The following is an 18372-nucleotide window of genomic DNA, read 5'->3' as shown; positions in this document are numbered from 1 at the left end:
GTGACAGCATTTGGACCATCAGAATGACCTTGATAATGCCCGTATGCATAATCAAGGTCGTTGGTTAATAATGTAAACCCTATAAATAAACTACTTTGAACCGGAAGGAATCCAAATCTCTCCCTGTAAATACAATTGACTGTATCCCGCTAAAATAACTCTATCCTGATTTAACTCACACCACAGCTCCCCCTGGCGGTTCCCGCCTTGGTAAGCATGAATCTTTTTCTTATTAAGACGTGCACACCAATAGGGAGTAATAACACAATGAGCCGAGCCAGTCACCGGGTCTTCAGGAACATCACAACCAGGATAAAAACAACGTGAATACACATCAGCGTCAATTGTGGGAGCGGAGAAAATAATGCCTCGACAGGCCATATTTGCCAAAGCATTTAAATCAGGCTTTGCTTGTTTAACAAGCTCTGCATTATTAAAAATACATAAAATATCAAATGTGCTTTGATATATTTCATCAGGAACTATTTTTATCGCTTCTAGGAGTTCCACACTAGGCTCTATCTTCGCGAAAGGCAAGGCCGGAAAATCCATCTGCAATAGATTTCCATCTTTTCTTACTGTTAAGAGACCACTTTTGCTTTTAAAACGGATTTCTTGCCCTTGATATCCTAGCAACTCAAATAAAACAAAAGCACTAGCCAATGTAGCATGGCCACATAAATCAACTTCTGTATTGGGAGTAAACCAGCGTATTTGATAATGCCCATCATAAGGAACAATAAATGCGGTTTCAGACAGGTTGTTTTCTCTGGCAATAAGCTGCATTAGATTGTCATCTAACCAAGACTCTAATGGACAAACAGCGGCCGGATTTCCCATATATAGGGTGGAGGTAAACGCGTCTACCTGAAAAATTGGTTGCTTAATCATTACACGCCTCTTCTTTAGTAAATAACTAGATTAATTTTACATAGCTTGCTAATATATAGCAAGCTATTCAATTGTGAGAAAAAAAATGCATCCATCAACGCTAATAAAAAAAGCTAGCCGCCTATTAATTAAAAGAGCCAACGAACTGTTAAAACCCTATGGCCTTACTGATGCCTATACTTATTTTTTAATGGCGCTCTATCAACAAGATGGTTTAACTCAATCGGAACTGTATAAACAAATCGGCATTGAACAACCTACAGCGGTGAGAACACTTGATCGCATGGAACGTGATGGACTGATTAAAAGAACTGCAAGCACGACAGATAGGCGAGCAATTGAAATTAGATTGACCGAAAAGGGGCGAAATTGCCAACAAATTATTGAGCAATGCGCGGAAGAGCTAAATCAATTTGCTTTAAGTGGGTTTAAAGAAGATGAAAAACACACTATAAAACAGCTTTTAAAAAGATTAAATGATAATTTTTAAGGCTCTAACTTCAGCTTGCATGCCGCGACTGGTCCGTGAAACGTAGACACAAATTAGAGGGCACCAAATAAGCCCACAAGGACTCAAAAAATTCAAATAGACCCATTTTGCTCTTGCAACAGAAATGTCTAAATGATAGTCTGAAAGACCACTAGAAATACGTTAAAGATTTTAAATGACCAACTCGGCGTCCCATCATAACATCGCTGTTTTACCTTCTCAGGTAATTGGTCTTTTATTATCAATTTTTTTTGTGATTCTCTTCTGCGAGCCGTTCGCCTGGTAGGTATTTCATCTGCGCCCTTCCAGGCGTAGCTCCCTGTCAGATGAACAACTTACTCGTTTTAATTTTTGAGGATAGGATCATGAAAGAAAAAACCGAACAAAATACCCCCTTCGTGACAAAGATTGCTGAATCTCCCTGGGTAAAAGGACCTGTTTTAGGAGCGGGGGTAATGGCGCTGTTGACCCCTTTATTAAAGTGGACAAACCATGTATATAAAGGTGAAAAAATGCCCCGAGGAAATTATTTTTCCGGTTCTGGGGCGTATGCTTTATCGGCAGTCCCTGGGTATGCCACCACCTTTGCTTTTAAAGCCTTGTTGAATAAAAAACCCGGCGAAATCTCCCAATGGTATGAGTTAGTTAGCTCATTTGCTGCAGGTAGTCTATCTGGGCTTGTATGTACCCCGTTTGAAGCTTTAGCTCAAAATAAACAATTAGCCCATAGCTCATCCTTAAAAGAGACCGCCCACCAAATGCGTACCCATCATGGCTACAGTGCTTTTTTTCGCGGCGCAATGAGCGTGATGATGAGAGAGGGGCTTTGGTCAACTGTTTATATGACCGCAATTCCCATGGTGTCCTCATCATTACAAAAACAGGGCATGGAAAAACAATACGCCGAACCCTTGGCAATGTTGATGATTGCTGGGGCCTATGGCTTGTTTAGCTCACCCTTGAATCAATTGCGCTATCGCAAACAGGAAGGGTTAACAACACCTGGGAGCAACAAAAGTTACCTTGAGCATGCCAAAGATATCTTTAATCAAGATCTTAAGGCCAGCAACTTGGCTCGTATAGGATTTTTCTTTAAAGCAGCGGTTCCCCGGGCGATTACCACTACTGTAGCTGCGGGTTTAATGGTAAAAGGCTCGGAGTATTATAATCAAGCTGTTGATTCGTGCAAAAGGTAAAACGCACAGGAATCTGATTTGGTGGCACACGCCCTCTCCTCTCGAATCCCCGTGGCTTGACCATGGGGTTTATTTTAAATTTTAAAACTAAGTTGCATATCTTTATGAGGTATACCCGCATCCATATATTCATCACTACAGATTTCAAAGCCTAATTTTTCATAAAATGCAATCGCATAGGATTGAGCGCCTAACTTTGCTTTTTTAACTTGCGGATTCTTCCGAATGGTTTCAATTATAAAGTTCATCAACACATGCCCGAAACCCTGGCCTTGATAGGCATCTAAAATAGCTACGCGCTCAATTTTAACAACATCATCAATATAACGTACTCGGGCAGTGCCGGCAGGTTGTTGATTGAGAAATAAAAGATAATGCTCACTCGTTGCATCAAGTCCATCAACCTCTTCGTGAAGCGGTACATTTTGCCCTTCGACAAAAACCTGGTGCCGGATGGCATGACAAATTTTTATGTCGGCTACCTCAGAGATTTTCGTTACCAAAACATTCATCTGTGACTTCATTCGTTACATCTCCTGGAGTGTTGAGCCCTTTATTATATATCTCAGACAGAGACAAGCGTAGCCTTGGATTCAGCCATATTTATGATTCAAACTCCTCTGGCCAGCCAGTAATTTTAATATTTAAATGATTGAGCAATCCGATTACATCTGGGAAGGAAAAGCGAGCATCGGTTAAGGTATTGTTTTGAATATCAATATTGTAATTTATCGCATCTGTAAAATTAGCACGCTTTAAACTGGTATGCATAAATAAACTATTCTGTAAGTCTGTATTCACGAAACTTGCGTGATTTAAATTCGCCTCCCTAAAATCAACATCATGAGCTTTGCACTCCTCTATAATTAAATCCGCAAGCTCTAAGTCATAAAAACTGGAGTGGCTAATGTTGCTGGTGTAAAAATACAAAGGGCTTGCAAGCTTCACTAATGGCCAGCTTAACTCGGTCCAATTGATTCCCACAAGCTTCGAATCGTTAAATGTAACTTCTGAAAATTTACAGCCTGGAAATTTTGACAGAGAAAGATCACAGGAATCAAAATTGCAGTCAGTAAACTTTACTTTTATAAAAATAACCCCAGAAAATTTACATTTTTTGAATTGGCAATTTTGAAACTCAATATGCTCAAGTTCAGTCTCCTCTATACTGAGATTAGAAAATGTTTTATTAGTGTAGAGCTTAAGATCAAAAGCAGACATGATTCGCATATTCCCTTCAGTTAATAAGACTTAATTGTCTCATAAAATAGGATGGCTTAGGAAAAACTTGATTAGGTCTAGGGAACCGCAACGAACAACCGCTCCATTTTCAATCTTTATGTAGATGTGAAGCATCTTTTTCTTAATGCATCTTAAAGTAAGTTGGTGAAAAAATTGTTAATATCTATTAACTGGACCGAAAGTCCAATTTGATTAATCAAAGGTATAAAATATGTCTATTGATAAGATAATTTGTGTAGGGAAAAATTACCTTGAGCATGCCAAGGAACTTGGTGAAGTCATGCCCGATAAACCCGTTTTATTCTTAAAGCCAGCTAGTGTTTTGCAACAAGCCACACATTGGGGGGAGCAGTTAGTGCTTGATTTCCCTAATGAAGATAATGCGGTGCAGCCAGAGTGTGAAATAGTATTGCGCCTAGCCAATGATGGATACCGCATGAATACTGAAGAGGCCAAAAAAGCCATTTCCGCCCTGACTCTTGGCTTGGATATGACCTTAAGGACCCGCCAATCTGTGTTAAAAAAACACGGCCACCCCTGGACTACCTCAAAAGTATTTAAAGATGCGGCGATCATTGGTCCCTGGATTCCCTATCCACAATTTACTAATTATAGGGAAACAACTTTTCAGTTGAGCATTGATGGCTCGCTGCGGCAATGTGCTAAGGGAACCGAAATGATGATGTCTCCCGAGGATTTATTAGTTTATATTAGCCAGTTTTTTCCCTTAAAAGCAGGTGATATTATATATACAGGAACTCCAGCAGGAGTAACGTCGATATCACAAAACAGCGTAGCTGAACTAGAGTGGAGCGATTACTCCTACCGTGTAAAATGGGTATAGGCTAAGATATGTGGTACCAACAAGAAGAAAACTTGATCACCATTAATGTGTACGTCCAACCAGGGGCCAAACATAGCGACATTGTAGGCCTTCATGGAGAGGCATTGAAAATTCGCTTGCAAGCCCCACCACTAGAAGGCCGAGCAAATGAGGCTCTAATAAAATTTATTGCGCACCTTTTTGAGGTCCCTATCCGGCAAGTACTTTTAAAGCGGGGTGAAAAATCGCGACATAAAACTCTGCTCATCACGGGGAGTAAACGCGCACCCAACACGATATACAATCCCTCATAGCCATCCTCTGACAAAAAACCACCATTTAGAAATAATTTACGCGAATACTTCACTATTTATACAAGCTCATTATAATCAGATGTACTAATGCAAAAAAAACACAGGGTTATCTTTGCTAGAGGATTGAGGATGTAAGAAAATGCCGGGGGTAAAAAAACATTATGCGCAACAGGAGCAACATGTACCTACAGAGCCAGAGACTATTCCATTGATTCATATTAGTCCTACTGTACAGAGACGAACCTCTACTTCTTTCCTTCTAGATCCCCCCTCATCTCCTCATTTATTAGAGCCCAAATCATTAAAAAGGAGTTCATCAGCCCCTCCAGAGTCTGATGATATAGAGCGTCTAGAAGACCAAGAAAGCCCCTCTCTACCACCAATATTTTCTTGCTCATCTCAATATTCCCTTCAAGACTCATCCATTACAATGATGCGTAATACCGGGGAACAAAAAAAATTCTATTTACGCTCCACCTTATCCCCTCAAGAACAAATTGCGTTACACAATGCACATCCTTTATTAGCAAAAAGAATTTTAGGTCCTATTATGGACAAAGGCATGGCTCAAGTTCTTCCGCTAGGCCAAGGTACCTTTTCTTCTGTGCGCTTAGCGAACGATGAAGAAGGACGATTTTGGGCTGTGCGAACAATATTAAGCAAAGAAGAACTAATCCAAAACATACCAAATAAATCATTACCCCGGGGCAAAGTATTATTCGATACCATGACTGAACTAGAGGCCCATGCCCTATTAAAAACTCAAAACCTTCATAATTCCATTCTCATAACTGAAGATGTGGCCATACTCAAAACGCCTACGGGAATTCAACTTTATCAGTTTTTACCTCTTGCCGATCTAGGAAATGGCAACCACATAATCAATAAAATGAGTTTTTTTAATGATTCCGAAAAAAAGCTATTATTTTATTACTTCGGAGTCAAATTGCCGCAGGAATTAGAAGAAATTCATGCAAAAGAGGTGGCGATTAATGACATAAAACCGGCTAACATTTTATTTACCAGCACAGGAGCGGTTTATTTTTCAGATCTAGGAGCTGTGAGCTATATGGATGCGCAGCATAAACTAAAATGTGCCTCCCCCCTAAAAGACCTGCGCTATTTAGCTCCCTACCGCCCACTTGCAGAAAATGCTTCAGATAGTGAACACTTAAAGAGAAATCAGCGGGGAGATTTATGGTCTTTAGCCTTAACTTTATTGGAATTATGGGACCAACCCATGGTTACCACATTTATTGATCGAGTTTTAACGCGGCGTTATTGCGAATCGGCACCAGCGGCTAGTTCGGCTCAGGCCTCACCTCCTGGCGTAGGTTATTATGTGGCTGATACCCATATACAAACTGGAGCATTAACTAGTGTTACACTAGATCACGCCCACTCTACCCCCAAACCACCTGTCCCCAAAACACCAGAGGAACTACAACACATCTATCAAGAGGAGTTAGAGGCGTGCCTTTTTGCCTCAGCCTCATTCGCAGCGCTACCCTTGTCCTATCAAATATTATTTAAAGCCATGCTGAATTTAGATCCCGACCCCAATAATATGAACGTCACCCTAGCATCGCTACGCAAGGAACAACACTATTTATCAGTAGAAGCTGTCAATATAGCTCCCCTATTTGCCAAATTCTTAACCATTCCAGATGATAAATTTAATCCCGACCTGCTAAAACATATTATTCAAAAAATTGGTGAACTCTTAAGTAGATTTGAGGGGAACAACTTGGTTTGTAGCCAAATCATCACTAATTTAACTCTCCATGCTCCTGTTGATTTCGCAAAGTTTGTTTTACCTTTAATACAAAGCCTAAACTTCGAAATTATCGCACAACCCAACTCCAAGGTTCTGAATCGATTTTTTTCTCTACGCCCTGATACCTCTTCTTTCGAGGAACAAGGCACCATCAAAGAGTCCTTTATGAGTCTTGTAGATAAATTTTGTAAGGGAGACCTGCCTTATTATATCGTACTCAATAACTTAACAGACCTTCTGTATTCGTTGGAAAGCCAAAAGAATATAACACCATAAAAATGGTACCTGGTTGCAAGCAATCAGGTACAGACCATTTCTCACAAATTTTTAGGACTCTCAACCCCATCAAATAATGGCGCTTCATAACCACCACGTACCCCATGTTTGGATAAAACAACTTGCCATAATTGCATGGAGCGTGCACGAAAGGCCCCTGCGCAAGATAACAAATAATAACGCCACATACGGTAAAAACGCTCATCATATTGCGGTTGTAAAGAAGGCCAATGCTGTTCAAAATTATCGTGCCAAGCCATTAAAGTTTTATCATAATAGGCACCGAAATTAGCCCAATTTTCCATCACAAATAAGCCTTCAACTGCTTTGCTAATTTGGCGCATGGAAGGCAACATGCCATTAGGAAAAATATATTTATTGATCCAGGGATCACAAAAAGTGGTAGTTATATTATTGCCAATGGTATGCAATAAAAATAAACCGTCATCTTCTAAACAATCAGCGACCTTTTGCATGTAAGTGCGATAATTCAAATAGCCTACATGCTCAAACATACCTAAGGAAACAATTCGGTCAAATCGCTCGTTTAGGTCCCGATAATCCTGAAAACGAATTTCAACTGGAAGGCCAGCACAATTTTTTTGTGCATACTCCCGTTGTTCTTTAGAAATGGTGATGCCAACAACAGAGACTCCATAATTTTCTGCTGCATATTTAGCAAAAGAACCAAAGCCACAGCCAATGTCCAAAATCCGCATACCCGATTTAAGCTTTAATTTCTGGCAACTTAATTCCAATTTATTGCACTGCGCTATATCCAAACTCGAGGCATTATGCCAATAGCCGCAGGTATAGTTCATGCGGTTATCGAGCATGGCTTGGAACAAATCATTCCCCAAATCATAATGATGTTGGCCAACAATAAGCGCTCGTTTTTTCGATTGATAATTGAACAGTTTTAATAATAACAGCTTAGGCCATAACCACCGATTCAATTTCACTTTATTTTCAATATCAGCACTAATAATGCGATCAAAAAACTGATCCAATTGACGGCAATCCCACCATCCATCCATGTAGGATTCACCAAGCCCTAAGACCCCCTCGTTGAGGATTCGAATATAAAATTCTTCATTATGAATTTGCAGATCCCAGGGCTCCTTGCCATTGAGTTTAACTCCTGCAAAAAACAATAAATTATCAATAACTTTCTGAGCAGATTTAGAATTCATCAGTAGCCTCTTGCTACTATAGGTGCTAAAGATTATGGCTCATAAATTTGAAATAATGCAAGTCTAATCAAGGATACGCGATGAACAAATCACCGCTCTCCTTGATTAGCACCAGATGGGAGGACAGGCCTTAATTGGCCTCGTCTTTTTATAAGTGTTTTGCCTAGCAGTGGCCGAAACAACTAAAAATAGAAGATTTTGCTTCAGGATTTACCTTATCTTCTCTATTATTCTTGGCTAAGTTCTCTACCTCTTTAAATAAAGAGCATAATTCTGATAAATTATCAGCTTTAAATGCAATGTTGCTGGTGTCAGCACCATGTGCAATCAAATTAGTCTTTAGCTTTTCGATAAAAGCAGAAACCTCAGTTTGCTTCTCCACAGAAAGTCTCTTTAGCTTAATATCTTCTGCCGCGAAAACACCATGAACCATGAGCTGCGGTAATCGTATCCCCTGCTTTAGAGCGACCATCTCATCTCTTAGGTTTTTAAGTTCTTCTTTAGTATAAGGTTTTGTTTGTTGGGGTTCTTGCTTCGCATAGGTCATTTAAAACTCCTTAGTTAATCCGACGCGGATGATACCATAAAACACAAACAGACTCAAATTAAGTCTTTGAGGGCCCTTTGAAATCAATTCCTTATATTGCATCCATTTAGAAACAACGCTATTGTTTGATTGACTCATTGCCGGCGATTAAGGAGAGCAGATAATGACAGACGTATTAGGTAGCATCAGTGCTTTGGCTCTCAATCAACCTGGCGTACAAATTACCGAAGGACTGTTGGTTTTAGCCGCTGCAGCTGGTGTTGGTGGTTATTTTGCGGGAAAAAAGATTGTTGAAATTATACACCGAGATTGGCTCGCCTATGAAGAAAAAAAACATAAAGCTCAAATAGATGCCATCAATAAATTGCATAAGAAATATCTATCTAGCCTGAGTACCTCTACCGGCGCTCAAATTACGGCACTACCCCAAATTTTTCAATTTAAAACAGACCATAAAACCATCGAGTCGCTACATTATAATGCTGATGAGCTCGATGACCTTGGCACAGTTCCTCCAGAAGCCCCCACACCGCTTGCACTTTATGAACAGCATGTTCTCGATGCTATTTTGAAACTCAAAGCATATTACCATGACTTGTCCAGCAACGATGACATTACCGCGGGTGTCTTGTCCTATCTAATGAATATTTTGCAAAATAGATGCCTGAGCTTTGCGGGTTATGAATATGATATAAGCTATCTTAACGCGCTGATCAGTTTCATTAATAATTATGCTTCCATGAAGAACACAGAGAATGACACCCACTTCAATCGCTTAATGGATGTATATACCCCATTAAAATTCGCCGTACAAGAATTAGAAAAACACAAAGAATCCATGTCCTTAAAAGATATGGTAGAAGAAGTGCGCAAGGCTTGTCTGGATACCAATAACCAGCTAATACGCTTGATGGTACGAATTATTGTGCCTGAAAAATATGATTCACTCATTGAAACCGTAACTCATAAAGAATTGGAACAAGACATACTCCGCAAAAAATATGTGGATATTGAAAAATGGGGGATAATTTTTAAAAGCAAACATGAAATTGACTTACCCAACTCCATCTTTCATGATTGGATCATGGGATTATCTAACTATTTCTTAGAGGCACAAGACCCAACAAGTATTCTCCATGGTAAGTCATTTATGCAACCCGATGAACTGTTTTCCTTTATTAATTGGGCTCGTGATGTAGCAATTCACCCTGAACCTGAGAAACTGAACAACCCACACTATAAAGAACAAAAAGAACAGTATAATGAAGATAAGAAAAGGCTCCATGATGCATTAAACCTAATCCATAAAGTCTTCGTCCATGCACCTTGCTTTGTCAACAGTAAACTGCACAAATCAAAAACCAAAGAAGAGTTTATTGTCGTGGACAGTGATGAAGACTTACTTGCTGCTGCAGAATTCATTGCTCAATTTGGCCATTTAATTCATGGGCTTATCTCCTTACAAGGCCTTTGTACTGCCTTATCCTCCCAGATTCAGGAACTGGGTTTAAACTTTTTTAACAGTAAACAGAATTTTGAGCGAACATTCGCATCCTTTAATGAGCTTTATACCCTCGCCCAGCAAGCTCTGCATACGATGCAAACAAGACTGGTAGACATTGATGTAGCCAATGAAAATGTGATGCGTATTGCTTATAAAATTGAATTACAAAACCAGATGGATAAAGCATTAAAAAATGTAGCCGCCAGACTACTCATTCTTGCGGATAAAGTCCGCCACTATAAAAATAAATACCCGAAGACACAGGAGGAATCAACTGAGGAATTGCTTGCGGATGGTGAATTTTTTGCGAAAATGTATCGACAAACACCTCATCAAGAACCACCAACTCCTGACGGTGATGAAATGAGTTCGCTCCCTGAGCAGCCACTCCCAACGCCAGAACCAATACCCCCAACGCTTATCCAGATGAAAAATAGATTGGGACAATTGAGTAATCAATTATATACCGAGGTAGCTCATATCTCGGATGGCAGGAAAAAAGACCCGCACCAGCAAAAATATAACCCGATTTATGATGCGTTAAAAGATTTAGAATTAAAGGCCATCAATATGCTAGAAGAAATTGACAAACTGCAGGGCGAGCAAAAAGAAGCAGATCCTGATCGCGCGGACAAAGCACAAAAGCTCTATAAGTTTACAGTTTCCTTATATGAGTCGACTATTGAATTTCTAGCACAAGTGCCCGAGGAACGTAGCAAGAGTCTAGATGCCTTTACGCAAAAAATGCGGATACAATTAAAGGCTCCAGAAAACAATGCATTTATTAACCGACATTATAATGGTCTGTCTAAATGGATTAACGATCATGTCTGTTTCTTCCCCACAAATACTCGAAAAAAAGTAATCGCGTTGGAGCATGCATATGAAAACTTATCACTCTAGTTCATTATCTTCGTTAAATTTATGGTTAGTCCGACATGGCGAAAGCAGTATTAATGCCGGAACATGGAGTACCAATCCGGCTGATGCACGTCTAACCCCTTTGGGACAAGAACAGGCACAAGCAGCCGCAGTAAGCATTACTGAAACACCGGATTTAATTATTTGCTCCCCCTTTATTAGAGCACGAGAAAGTGCAGACTATATCAGCAAAATTTGGCCCACAGTTCCACTAAACATATGGCCAATTCAAGAATTAATCTATCTTTCCCCAACAAAAATGTTTCCTTTAAGCCTGGCTGAGCGAAAAACACGAATAGCAGATTATTGGCAAAAAGCTGAGCCTTACTACTGTGATGGCGACGATGCCGAGTCATTTGCCAACTTTTTAGAGCGCGTACGCCAGTTTCACTCGCAAATAATACAGCAACAAGGTTTTGTTGTGGTGGTAGGGCATGGGCTATTTTTCCAGGCATTTCAATTAGGATTGACTTATGGATTTGAACCAACTTCGGATTGGATACGTCTATTTCGTCACTACGAAACCAACCAACCAATAAAAAATAGCGAATGGTTAAAAATAATGCGTAATAGTGCGGGGGGCTTAGAGGTTATCGCCTCCAGCCCTATTGAGGATTAAACATCCGCACTTTCCCTAAGGAAATTCCGTCTTAAAAACTACCCCCTAATTCCCCGGCTTGACCGCGGCAATTCAGCCTAGGACGTTTTTCCTTAGCTTGAAGCTACAGCGAATTATCTAGCGTGTGCTTGACCACTTCAGTAAAGTTTTTTAACGCCTTTTCACTTTCCTGTTTAAAAAAAATAAATTTACTGTTTTGCGGAACATGATTGACCCTCATTTCCGATTCCTTCAACGTATTAATCAATAGGGTCTTCAAGGCTTTAGTGTCAGGCTCGTCACCCGATTTGGCCGTCTCAATAAGCTCATTAACCTGTTGCTCGAGTTGTTCGGCTTCCAAAACCAATAAGATCGTGTCAAACATCAAGGGGCGTAAAAATGAATGGCTTAATAATGCAGTTATGGGTTTTAAGATGATCGATAATGAAAACTTGGCAAAACCTGTTGTATGCTCTATTTGATAAATGGCCAAGCATTGTTTTAAAACAAGTAAGTGCTGTACTAAAGATAGCTTATCAACCAACCCATTAACCTCGTTTGCACTCAATCGTTTAAAATCATTGGCAGCGATTTGGATATCTTGTTGTGGATTTAATGAAGCGACTGAAGTAGCAATGATTTCCTCTGCATACTGAATTAATCGCTGTTTGCGCTGCTCAAAAATGGACGTCGGCGTTATGGCCGAAGTTAAATTACCTACAGCATTTGCCGCACTGGCAGCCAGTTCATTTACATAGTGCGGAGTAAAATGCCCCACAACCGTCTGCGTAAGCGAGCTTAGCATTCCCACCGCAAAACGTGCCACACTAATCACGGTACGTACCCCAGTAATACCCAATACTTTTTTCTTACTGATCGGAGGAATATATTCATTCAAAGCTAACCAGTACTCAGCAAAATCAGGATAATTATTTTTTAAACTATTAGGCTCGGTTAAATCATTAGGCAATAGAGTATCTTCATCTAATAATTCGATGAGTTTTTTATAAGCAGTAATCTCTCTTAATGTAGCCACCTTCCCTTCTAATAAATTGCCTATTTTGGTAAACAACATGTTGATGTCTTCATGCTCAACATCAAACTGCTCCACTATTTTTCCCGTGGTCTGTTCAAGTTGTTTCAGTAATTTGTCTACAACAGGTTCTGTAGCAAGCCATCGCTCTATTTGTTCTAGTATGTCTGCTCCCTGCAGTAAGGTTATTTCAGGCCACATTGCCTGAATTGCGACAATGTGTTCAGGAGCCAGACAATATTCGTCAATACGCTTTTTGAGTTCATTTGCAGCATATTGAACACTAGGTTGTTCTTTAAGAATCTGGGCTAAAACTAACGAACTACCTTGAGTAATTGATTGATAACGCAGTAAATGGTGATAATAAATGAGCGCAAACAGTAACGATTCAGGAGAACCAATGCTGGGTAAATGCATCCTTTTCCCGGCCACCTCATTATAAAAGGGGGCTCCTAATTTTTCTGCAGCAGCATTAATCTTGGCCGCATAGTGCAATCCCCAAAGCAAATTAGCTTCAATCTGAGCTCCTTCGGCAATCATAGCCCGTGCAGCAATCCATGATTCGGTCTGAGAATCACTAACTTTGGACGCTAATCCATCAAGATCTGTGGCCAATGCTAACCACCATTCTGTCAGATTCATTTTGCCTTCCTCACTTTAGGAAATTACCATCACGTTTTTAGTTAAACGGCAATCCCCCATGAATATACAAGTTCATCGCCACAAAATAAATAAGTATATACCAAGGTACAAATAAACAAATGGTCCCAAATAAATCAATACAGCATTCACAATACAGTGTTGTATCATTTACACCTAACCTATCCCACGGCTTACCCGTGGGATAGGTAGATAGAAAGTAACGAAGACACGAAAATAATGTGCTAACTCTGCTACTTATTAATAACGACTCGAAGCGCTTGCAACTGCAAAGTCGTACTGTCAATATAATGTTCACTGTCGTTAAGCTGCTGTTTGAAAAAGTCTATTTCATCCTGGCGAATTGCCGGATTAATCGCCTGTAGGGCTTCAAGCCGCTCTACTTCATAGCGAACACTTTTTCGCATCTGTACTTTTGCCTGCTCAACAACCTCAGTTAATTGTCCTTCAGCCACCAGTTTCGTCTTTGCCAAAATACTTTCCACCACTTCGTGTATTTGCGTAATGATTGGATAGCCTAAATGACGTTTAACCGATTGGCACATTTGATTCAATTGGGTGTGATCCAATACTTTCGACAGGTTTTTACCGGAAACATCCATAAATATTCTAATGGGCGTTAAGGGTAAGAAGCGGTCCAATTGCAAACTTTTAGGTGAAGCACAATTTACCGTATAGAAAGACTCTAAAAATACGGTACCTGGGGCAATACTTTTCACAGAAATAGTCGCTAGAGTAGCATTCCCCATTTCCGAATCCAGAATCATCTCCATGCTTTCACTGACCATAGGATGTTCCCAACTCAAGAATTCCATATCCTCACGTTGTAATGCCTTAGGCCGAGCATAAGTAACCGTTACCCCTTCTTCCTTTAAGCCTGGGAAATGACTGATTTTCATATGATCCGTCGGGTGCAAAACTTCGGTGCCCTCGGAATGATATTCATGATCAATACCGTATTCATGAAACACTTGCGCCATGTAGTTTTCCAACGCCAAGCAATTCTCTTCAGCTTCAATGTCAGCAATCAACGCTTGAGCGTGGGGAACATTACAGGAGTTCAGCTCCAATAAACGGTCACGTCCTGCATGCAAGGCTTGATTGATTTGTTCCGTACGCACTTGTGTATCGGCAATGAGCTGGTCAAGCAATGCATCATCGGTAGAGTTCATGGCCTGATCTAAAACAGGCAATAAACGTTCAGAAAACTCTTCATAAAGCGAAAAACCAACAGAACAGCTCTTGGCAAACAAATTAATTCCTTCATGATACCAACGGAACAGTTTTTCCTGGGCTGTATTCAGGAGGTATGGGACATGAATTTCAATGTCGTGCTGCTGACCTATGCGGTCCAAACGACCAATACGTTGTTCTAATAGATCGGGGTTTATTGGTAAATCGAATAGAACCAAATGATGAGCGAATTGAAAGTTTCGTCCTTCACTACCAATTTCCGAGCAAATCATTACCTGGGCGCCCTCTTCTTCTTCACCAAAATAGGCTGCAGCTCGATCACGCTCAATAATTGATAAGCCCTCATGAAAAGCGGTGCTGCGAATGCCTGCGCTTATTTTGAAGTGCTGTTCCAAAGCAATTGCGGTTTTCGCTTTAGCACAAATCACTAATACCTTTTTCGGGAAAAGCTCATTGATTTTATTAGCAAGCCAGCTAACGCGAGGATCACGTCCTAGCCAAAGCTCTTTATTCAGGAAGCTCTCTGGCGATAAATTGGTAATACCAGATTGACCAGCAAGGGAAGAATAAAGTTCTGGACGCTCCAAAGGATAAGCATGTACATGGCGCTGGGGGAAGCCTTGAATTGCAGCACGGGTATTACGAAACAGTACCCGCCCAGTGCCGTGACGATCCAATAGGTTTTTAATAGCCTCCTGAATATTTTCCCCTTTCATTGCTCCCAAGTATGCATCCAATTGTTGCATTAACTGCTGTGGCAATTGGCTTAATGAAGTATTGGCATCATGAGCTAATAATTCTTGAACCAGCTGATTAATTTGTTGATATCCCTCTTCTTCTTTCTTGAATTCAGAAAGATCATAAAATCGAGAAGGATCAAGCAAACGTAAACGAGCAAAATGACTCGCAATCCCTGCTTGCTCGGGAGTTGCGGTTAATAACAAGAGCCCCTTACTTTGAGCTGATAAGGCTTCAACACATTCGTATTCAGGACTCACATCCATTTCAGACCAATGCAAGTGATGTGCTTCATCAATAACTAACAAATCCCAACCACTCGCAATTGCTTGCTCACGAGCTTCATCGTGCTCCATTAGAAAATCAAGGCTGCACAAAACCAGGGTTTCGGTTTCAAAAGGATTAGCAGTATTTGGCTTTAAGTCTTCTTCATCCAATTCGTCATCATAGTCATAATCATCCTCGCCATAAGGATCATGCGACTCCTTATAACGGCTTGCATCTATGATTGAAAAATGCAAATTAAAACGGCGAATCATTTCCACAAGCCATTGATGAATTAATGATTGCGGGACCACAATCAATACCCGATTAGCACGTCCAGTAACCAACTGGTAGTGCAAGATCATGCCGGCTTCAATGGTTTTACCCAATCCCACTTCATCAGCGAGTAAAACGCGTGGTGCATGTCGTTGTGCCACGTCACTGGCAATATAAACCTGATGCGGCAAATGGCTGGTACGCGAGCCCAATAATCCACGAACTTTAGATTGCTGCAATCTACTGGCGTGGTTTAGGGTATCTATTCTTAAACGAAAGGAACTTTGCTTATCTAACAAACCACTAAAGAGTCTTTGTTGCGGTGTATTCAAGCTAATAAAGCAATTTAACAATACTTCACTAATGTGAATCTCGTCCCCTGATTCATCGATACCGCTATAGAAAAAGAGCCCCTGACGCTCCTCGATACGGGTCAATCGTATTTTTTGCTGTTTACTGGTAACAACTTCTTCGCCTTCTTTAAAAATAATGCGACTCAATGGTGCATTATCTGTTGAATAAATGCGTTCTTCACCCGCCGCAGGGAAGCTAATGCTCACTTGCCTACTACTTAAATCTGTAATAATTCCCAAACCCAATTGCGATTCGGTATTACTTATCCATCGTTGACCAATGCTAAATGTCATAAAAATACTACCTTTTCTTAAAAACTAGCTAGAATACACACAACAAATCAGTATATCTCTTTTTAGGACATCTGTCCTAAAAAGAGAGCACAAAATAATTAAAAAAGACAAAAAATAGGTCATTTAATCGGTAAGTTTGCTGCTTTTTTGAGAATAAATCGAAGAAATTATTGTAAAAACAAAGAATTATCCTCATAATGGCCGCCCTTATCATGGCAGCAATCACTAAAAGTGTCTTCTTTTTAAACCTAGTGCTTACATTGCTTATAATATATTGAATTTAAATGAAAATTAATTACTTGTTTTATCGTATTTTTTGGTTAAAAATAAGAATTACAGGGAAATTCTTAGTCAAAGGAACTGAATATGGCTACCAGAGAAGATGAAGTAATAATTAATGTACATGATGTAGAGCAGGAAGCACTTATCCATGTAGCAACAGCAAATACGTCTCCAATGAAGATTACCACCCATGACGCAGAGCACGAAGCGCTTACTGATATTGAATCGTTAATCAAAAGAGCGCAGGCCGATGAAAAAAATGATATAGAAAAATTGCTCATCACTGAAGATATTTTTAAAAAAATCAAAGAAAGCCTTATCGTTACCATCAAAAGTATGGAAAAAAACCCCAGCCTGTTCTCGCGTGCTGCAGATTTCTGGGGTGACTTGCCTCTATGGCAAAAAATTATGGGCGGCCTCACGGTGACGGTCCCCACGTTAATTTTAGGCTTGGTCGCGAATGTTGGGTTTTTACTCGCACTATGCGGGATAACCACGCTTGCTTATGCGGGCGGGGGAATTATTCTCGATGATCACCATAATCATACAGTAAGCATCATCGACAGTTTAACTAAAGGGGTTCTAGGCCTTGCTAACCTTTTAGAAGTGACCATTACTGCTTTAGATAAAATACGCCTAAAGCTCGCTGATGAAGTAGAAAAATTTAGCTCGGAAAATGCCATCCTTAAAAACAGCAACGAAAAGCTATCTGAAGAATTGGAATCACTTGGTCATGAAATTAAAGCCGCTGCCGAATTAACTGAGTCGCTCAAAAACACCAAGGAATCATTAGAAGCAGCAGCCGCCTCCCTGAAAGAGCAAATGCTAGAAAAAGCTGAGTTATTAGACCTTAATCAAAAAAAACTAGTACAAGTCACTGAAGATTATCATGCAAGCCAACAACATCTAGAAAATAAAATAGGCGAGTTTGCGTTGATAGAAAGTAAATTAGGACTAGAACTTGAAAAAACGAGAAAAACCGTGCTCACCCTACAAGACACTGTAGCTCAATTAGTGGATACGGTTATTGTTGGAGAAAGACAACAGCAAGAATTTAAAGAACGCATGGATTCATTTTTTGAAACTCAAGGAAATAAATTTAATTCTATTGCTGAGCGTATCGGTGAAACAGAACAAAAACTTGCGGTATCAGAAGTCAAATTGAAGCAAAACAATGTCGAATATCAATCACAACTCATTGAACTACGTGACCAAATAAAACGACTTACTGAACTTGGGGATAGACGCCAAAAACAAATAGAGAACGTTAGTTCTCTGCCAACAGACGTGTTAATTAACGCATTGCAGAAGAGAGGATTTTTTGCCATAAAAAATCATCAAGCAGAAACACTAAACGGTGCTTTCGAGGCCCAACCAAACAACCCCGTTGTAACTTATTAATCTAAAACACGGTAGCCTGGTTGCTTGCAAACAGGCTACCGTAAACAACCAATCCAATTACATAGCTTAGAGCTTGAACTATTATTCATCAAAGCTACAGACTAA

At 40.0% G+C, this 18372-nt stretch carries 15 protein-coding genes; 8 read left to right on the top strand and 7 right to left on the bottom strand.

The genetic code is table 11. The annotated features are described in order from the left end of the window. Positions 1-90: 90 nt before the first annotated feature. Positions 91-891 (bottom strand): PhzF family phenazine biosynthesis protein, encoded by an 801-nt coding sequence (locus E1P08_RS07260; protein WP_133136367.1) that lies wholly within the window; start codon positions 889-891, stop codon positions 91-93. 85 nt (positions 892-976) lie between these two features. Between E1P08_RS07260 and E1P08_RS07255 the strand changes: the two genes are divergently transcribed. Together E1P08_RS07255 and E1P08_RS07250 are read left to right on the top strand one after the other, a co-directional pair. Next, complete coding sequence (locus E1P08_RS07255) at positions 977-1381, top strand: MarR family winged helix-turn-helix transcriptional regulator (protein ID WP_133136366.1); 405 nt, start codon at positions 977-979, stop codon at positions 1379-1381. Between the two features lie 365 nt (positions 1382-1746). Then, on the top strand, positions 1747-2577 hold the full coding sequence (locus tag E1P08_RS07250; RefSeq protein ID WP_165485120.1) for an MC/SLC25 family protein: 831 nt from the start codon (positions 1747-1749) through the stop codon (positions 2575-2577). Between the two features lie 74 nt (positions 2578-2651). Here E1P08_RS07250 and E1P08_RS07245 read toward each other — a convergent pair whose 3' ends face one another. Beyond that, a complete protein-coding gene (locus tag E1P08_RS07245; protein WP_242602402.1) occupies positions 2652-3101 on the bottom strand; it encodes a GNAT family N-acetyltransferase in 450 nt (149 codons plus the stop codon). Between the two features lie 79 nt (positions 3102-3180). After that, the gene (locus E1P08_RS07240) at positions 3181-3798 is read right to left on the bottom strand and encodes a pentapeptide repeat-containing protein (RefSeq protein WP_133136364.1); all 618 of its coding nucleotides are present in this window, start codon (positions 3796-3798) and stop codon (positions 3181-3183) included. 232 nt (positions 3799-4030) lie between these two features. Here E1P08_RS07240 and E1P08_RS07235 point away from each other — a divergent pair, with 232 nt between their 5' ends. The 3 genes from E1P08_RS07235 to E1P08_RS07225 all read left to right on the top strand — a co-directional run bounded on the left by E1P08_RS07235 (position 4031) and on the right by E1P08_RS07225 (position 7009). After that, complete coding sequence (locus E1P08_RS07235; RefSeq protein ID WP_133136363.1) at positions 4031-4663, top strand: fumarylacetoacetate hydrolase family protein; 633 nt, start codon at positions 4031-4033, stop codon at positions 4661-4663. An 8-nt stretch (positions 4664-4671) separates the two neighbouring features. Further along, a complete protein-coding gene (locus E1P08_RS07230) occupies positions 4672-4956 on the top strand; it encodes a DUF167 domain-containing protein (protein ID WP_133136362.1) in 285 nt (94 codons plus the stop codon). Positions 4957-5095: 139 nt separating this feature from the next. Next, positions 5096-7009: a protein kinase domain-containing protein gene (locus tag E1P08_RS07225; RefSeq protein ID WP_133136361.1), complete on the top strand. Its 1914-nt coding sequence runs from the start codon at positions 5096-5098 to the stop codon at positions 7007-7009. A 41-nt stretch (positions 7010-7050) separates the two neighbouring features. On the opposite strand, the gene cfa is transcribed toward E1P08_RS07225, so the two are convergent. After that, positions 7051-8202, bottom strand: a complete 1152-nt coding sequence (gene cfa / locus E1P08_RS07220; RefSeq protein ID WP_133136360.1) for a cyclopropane fatty acyl phospholipid synthase — start codon at positions 8200-8202, stop codon at positions 7051-7053. A 163-nt stretch (positions 8203-8365) separates the two neighbouring features. Further along, a complete protein-coding gene (locus tag E1P08_RS07215; protein ID WP_133136359.1) occupies positions 8366-8749 on the bottom strand; it encodes a hypothetical protein in 384 nt (127 codons plus the stop codon). Positions 8750-8912: 163 nt separating this feature from the next. Between E1P08_RS07215 and E1P08_RS07210 the strand changes: the two genes are divergently transcribed. Beyond that, positions 8913-11156, top strand: coding sequence for a hypothetical protein (locus E1P08_RS07210; RefSeq protein ID WP_133136358.1), 2244 nt, complete (start codon positions 8913-8915; stop codon positions 11154-11156). After that, positions 11137-11793 carry a histidine phosphatase family protein gene (locus E1P08_RS07205; protein ID WP_133136357.1) on the top strand — a complete coding sequence of 219 codons (657 nt, stop codon included), beginning with the start codon at positions 11137-11139 and terminating at the stop codon, positions 11791-11793. Before E1P08_RS07210 ends, E1P08_RS07205 begins: the two co-directional genes overlap by 20 nt. Before the next feature lie 103 nt (positions 11794-11896). Here E1P08_RS07205 and E1P08_RS07200 read toward each other — a convergent pair whose 3' ends face one another. Both E1P08_RS07200 and rapA read right to left on the bottom strand, forming a co-directional pair. Next, positions 11897-13447, bottom strand: a complete 1551-nt coding sequence (locus tag E1P08_RS07200) for a hypothetical protein (RefSeq protein ID WP_133136356.1) — start codon at positions 13445-13447, stop codon at positions 11897-11899. Between the two features lie 251 nt (positions 13448-13698). Next, a complete protein-coding gene (gene rapA, locus E1P08_RS07195; RefSeq protein ID WP_133136355.1) occupies positions 13699-16584 on the bottom strand; it encodes an RNA polymerase-associated protein RapA in 2886 nt (961 codons plus the stop codon). A gap of 366 nt (positions 16585-16950) precedes the next feature. Here rapA and E1P08_RS07190 point away from each other — a divergent pair, with 366 nt between their 5' ends. Next, the gene (locus tag E1P08_RS07190) at positions 16951-18267 is read left to right on the top strand and encodes a LegC2/C7 family Dot/Icm T4SS effector (RefSeq protein ID WP_133136354.1); all 1317 of its coding nucleotides are present in this window, start codon (positions 16951-16953) and stop codon (positions 18265-18267) included. The last annotated feature ends 105 nt before the right edge of the window (positions 18268-18372 follow it).

This window comes from Legionella rowbothamii (genome assembly GCF_900639985.1).
Classification (GTDB): Bacteria; Pseudomonadota; Gammaproteobacteria; order Legionellales; family Legionellaceae; genus Legionella; species Legionella rowbothamii.
This window is presented reverse-complemented; position numbering and strand designations above follow the sequence as displayed.

Bases quoted from the DNA above. Each gene is read 5' to 3' on its own strand.
- E1P08_RS07190 (WP_133136354.1), top strand. From the start codon at position 16,951: ATGGCTACCAGAGAAGATGAAGTAATAATTAATGTACATGATGTAGAG.
- E1P08_RS07250 (WP_165485120.1), top strand. From the start codon at position 1,747: ATGAAAGAAAAAACCGAACAAAATACCCCCTTCGTGACAAAGATTGCT.
- E1P08_RS07230 (WP_133136362.1), top strand. From the start codon at position 4,672: ATGTGGTACCAACAAGAAGAAAACTTGATCACCATTAATGTGTACGTC.
- E1P08_RS07260 (WP_133136367.1), bottom strand. From the start codon at position 891: ATGATTAAGCAACCAATTTTTCAGGTAGACGCGTTTACCTCCACCCTA.
- E1P08_RS07200 (WP_133136356.1), bottom strand. From the start codon at position 13,447: ATGAATCTGACAGAATGGTGGTTAGCATTGGCCACAGATCTTGATGGA.
- E1P08_RS07235 (WP_133136363.1), top strand. From the start codon at position 4,031: ATGTCTATTGATAAGATAATTTGTGTAGGGAAAAATTACCTTGAGCAT.
- E1P08_RS07245 (WP_242602402.1), bottom strand. From the start codon at position 3,101: ATGAAGTCACAGATGAATGTTTTGGTAACGAAAATCTCTGAGGTAGCC.
- rapA (WP_133136355.1), bottom strand. From the start codon at position 16,584: ATGACATTTAGCATTGGTCAACGATGGATAAGTAATACCGAATCGCAA.
- cfa (WP_133136360.1), bottom strand. From the start codon at position 8,202: ATGAATTCTAAATCTGCTCAGAAAGTTATTGATAATTTATTGTTTTTT.
- E1P08_RS07240 (WP_133136364.1), bottom strand. From the start codon at position 3,798: ATGTCTGCTTTTGATCTTAAGCTCTACACTAATAAAACATTTTCTAAT.
- E1P08_RS07205 (WP_133136357.1), top strand. From the start codon at position 11,137: ATGAAAACTTATCACTCTAGTTCATTATCTTCGTTAAATTTATGGTTA.
- E1P08_RS07225 (WP_133136361.1), top strand. From the start codon at position 5,096: ATGCCGGGGGTAAAAAAACATTATGCGCAACAGGAGCAACATGTACCT.
- E1P08_RS07215 (WP_133136359.1), bottom strand. From the start codon at position 8,749: ATGACCTATGCGAAGCAAGAACCCCAACAAACAAAACCTTATACTAAA.
- E1P08_RS07210 (WP_133136358.1), top strand. From the start codon at position 8,913: ATGACAGACGTATTAGGTAGCATCAGTGCTTTGGCTCTCAATCAACCT.
- E1P08_RS07255 (WP_133136366.1), top strand. From the start codon at position 977: ATGCATCCATCAACGCTAATAAAAAAAGCTAGCCGCCTATTAATTAAA.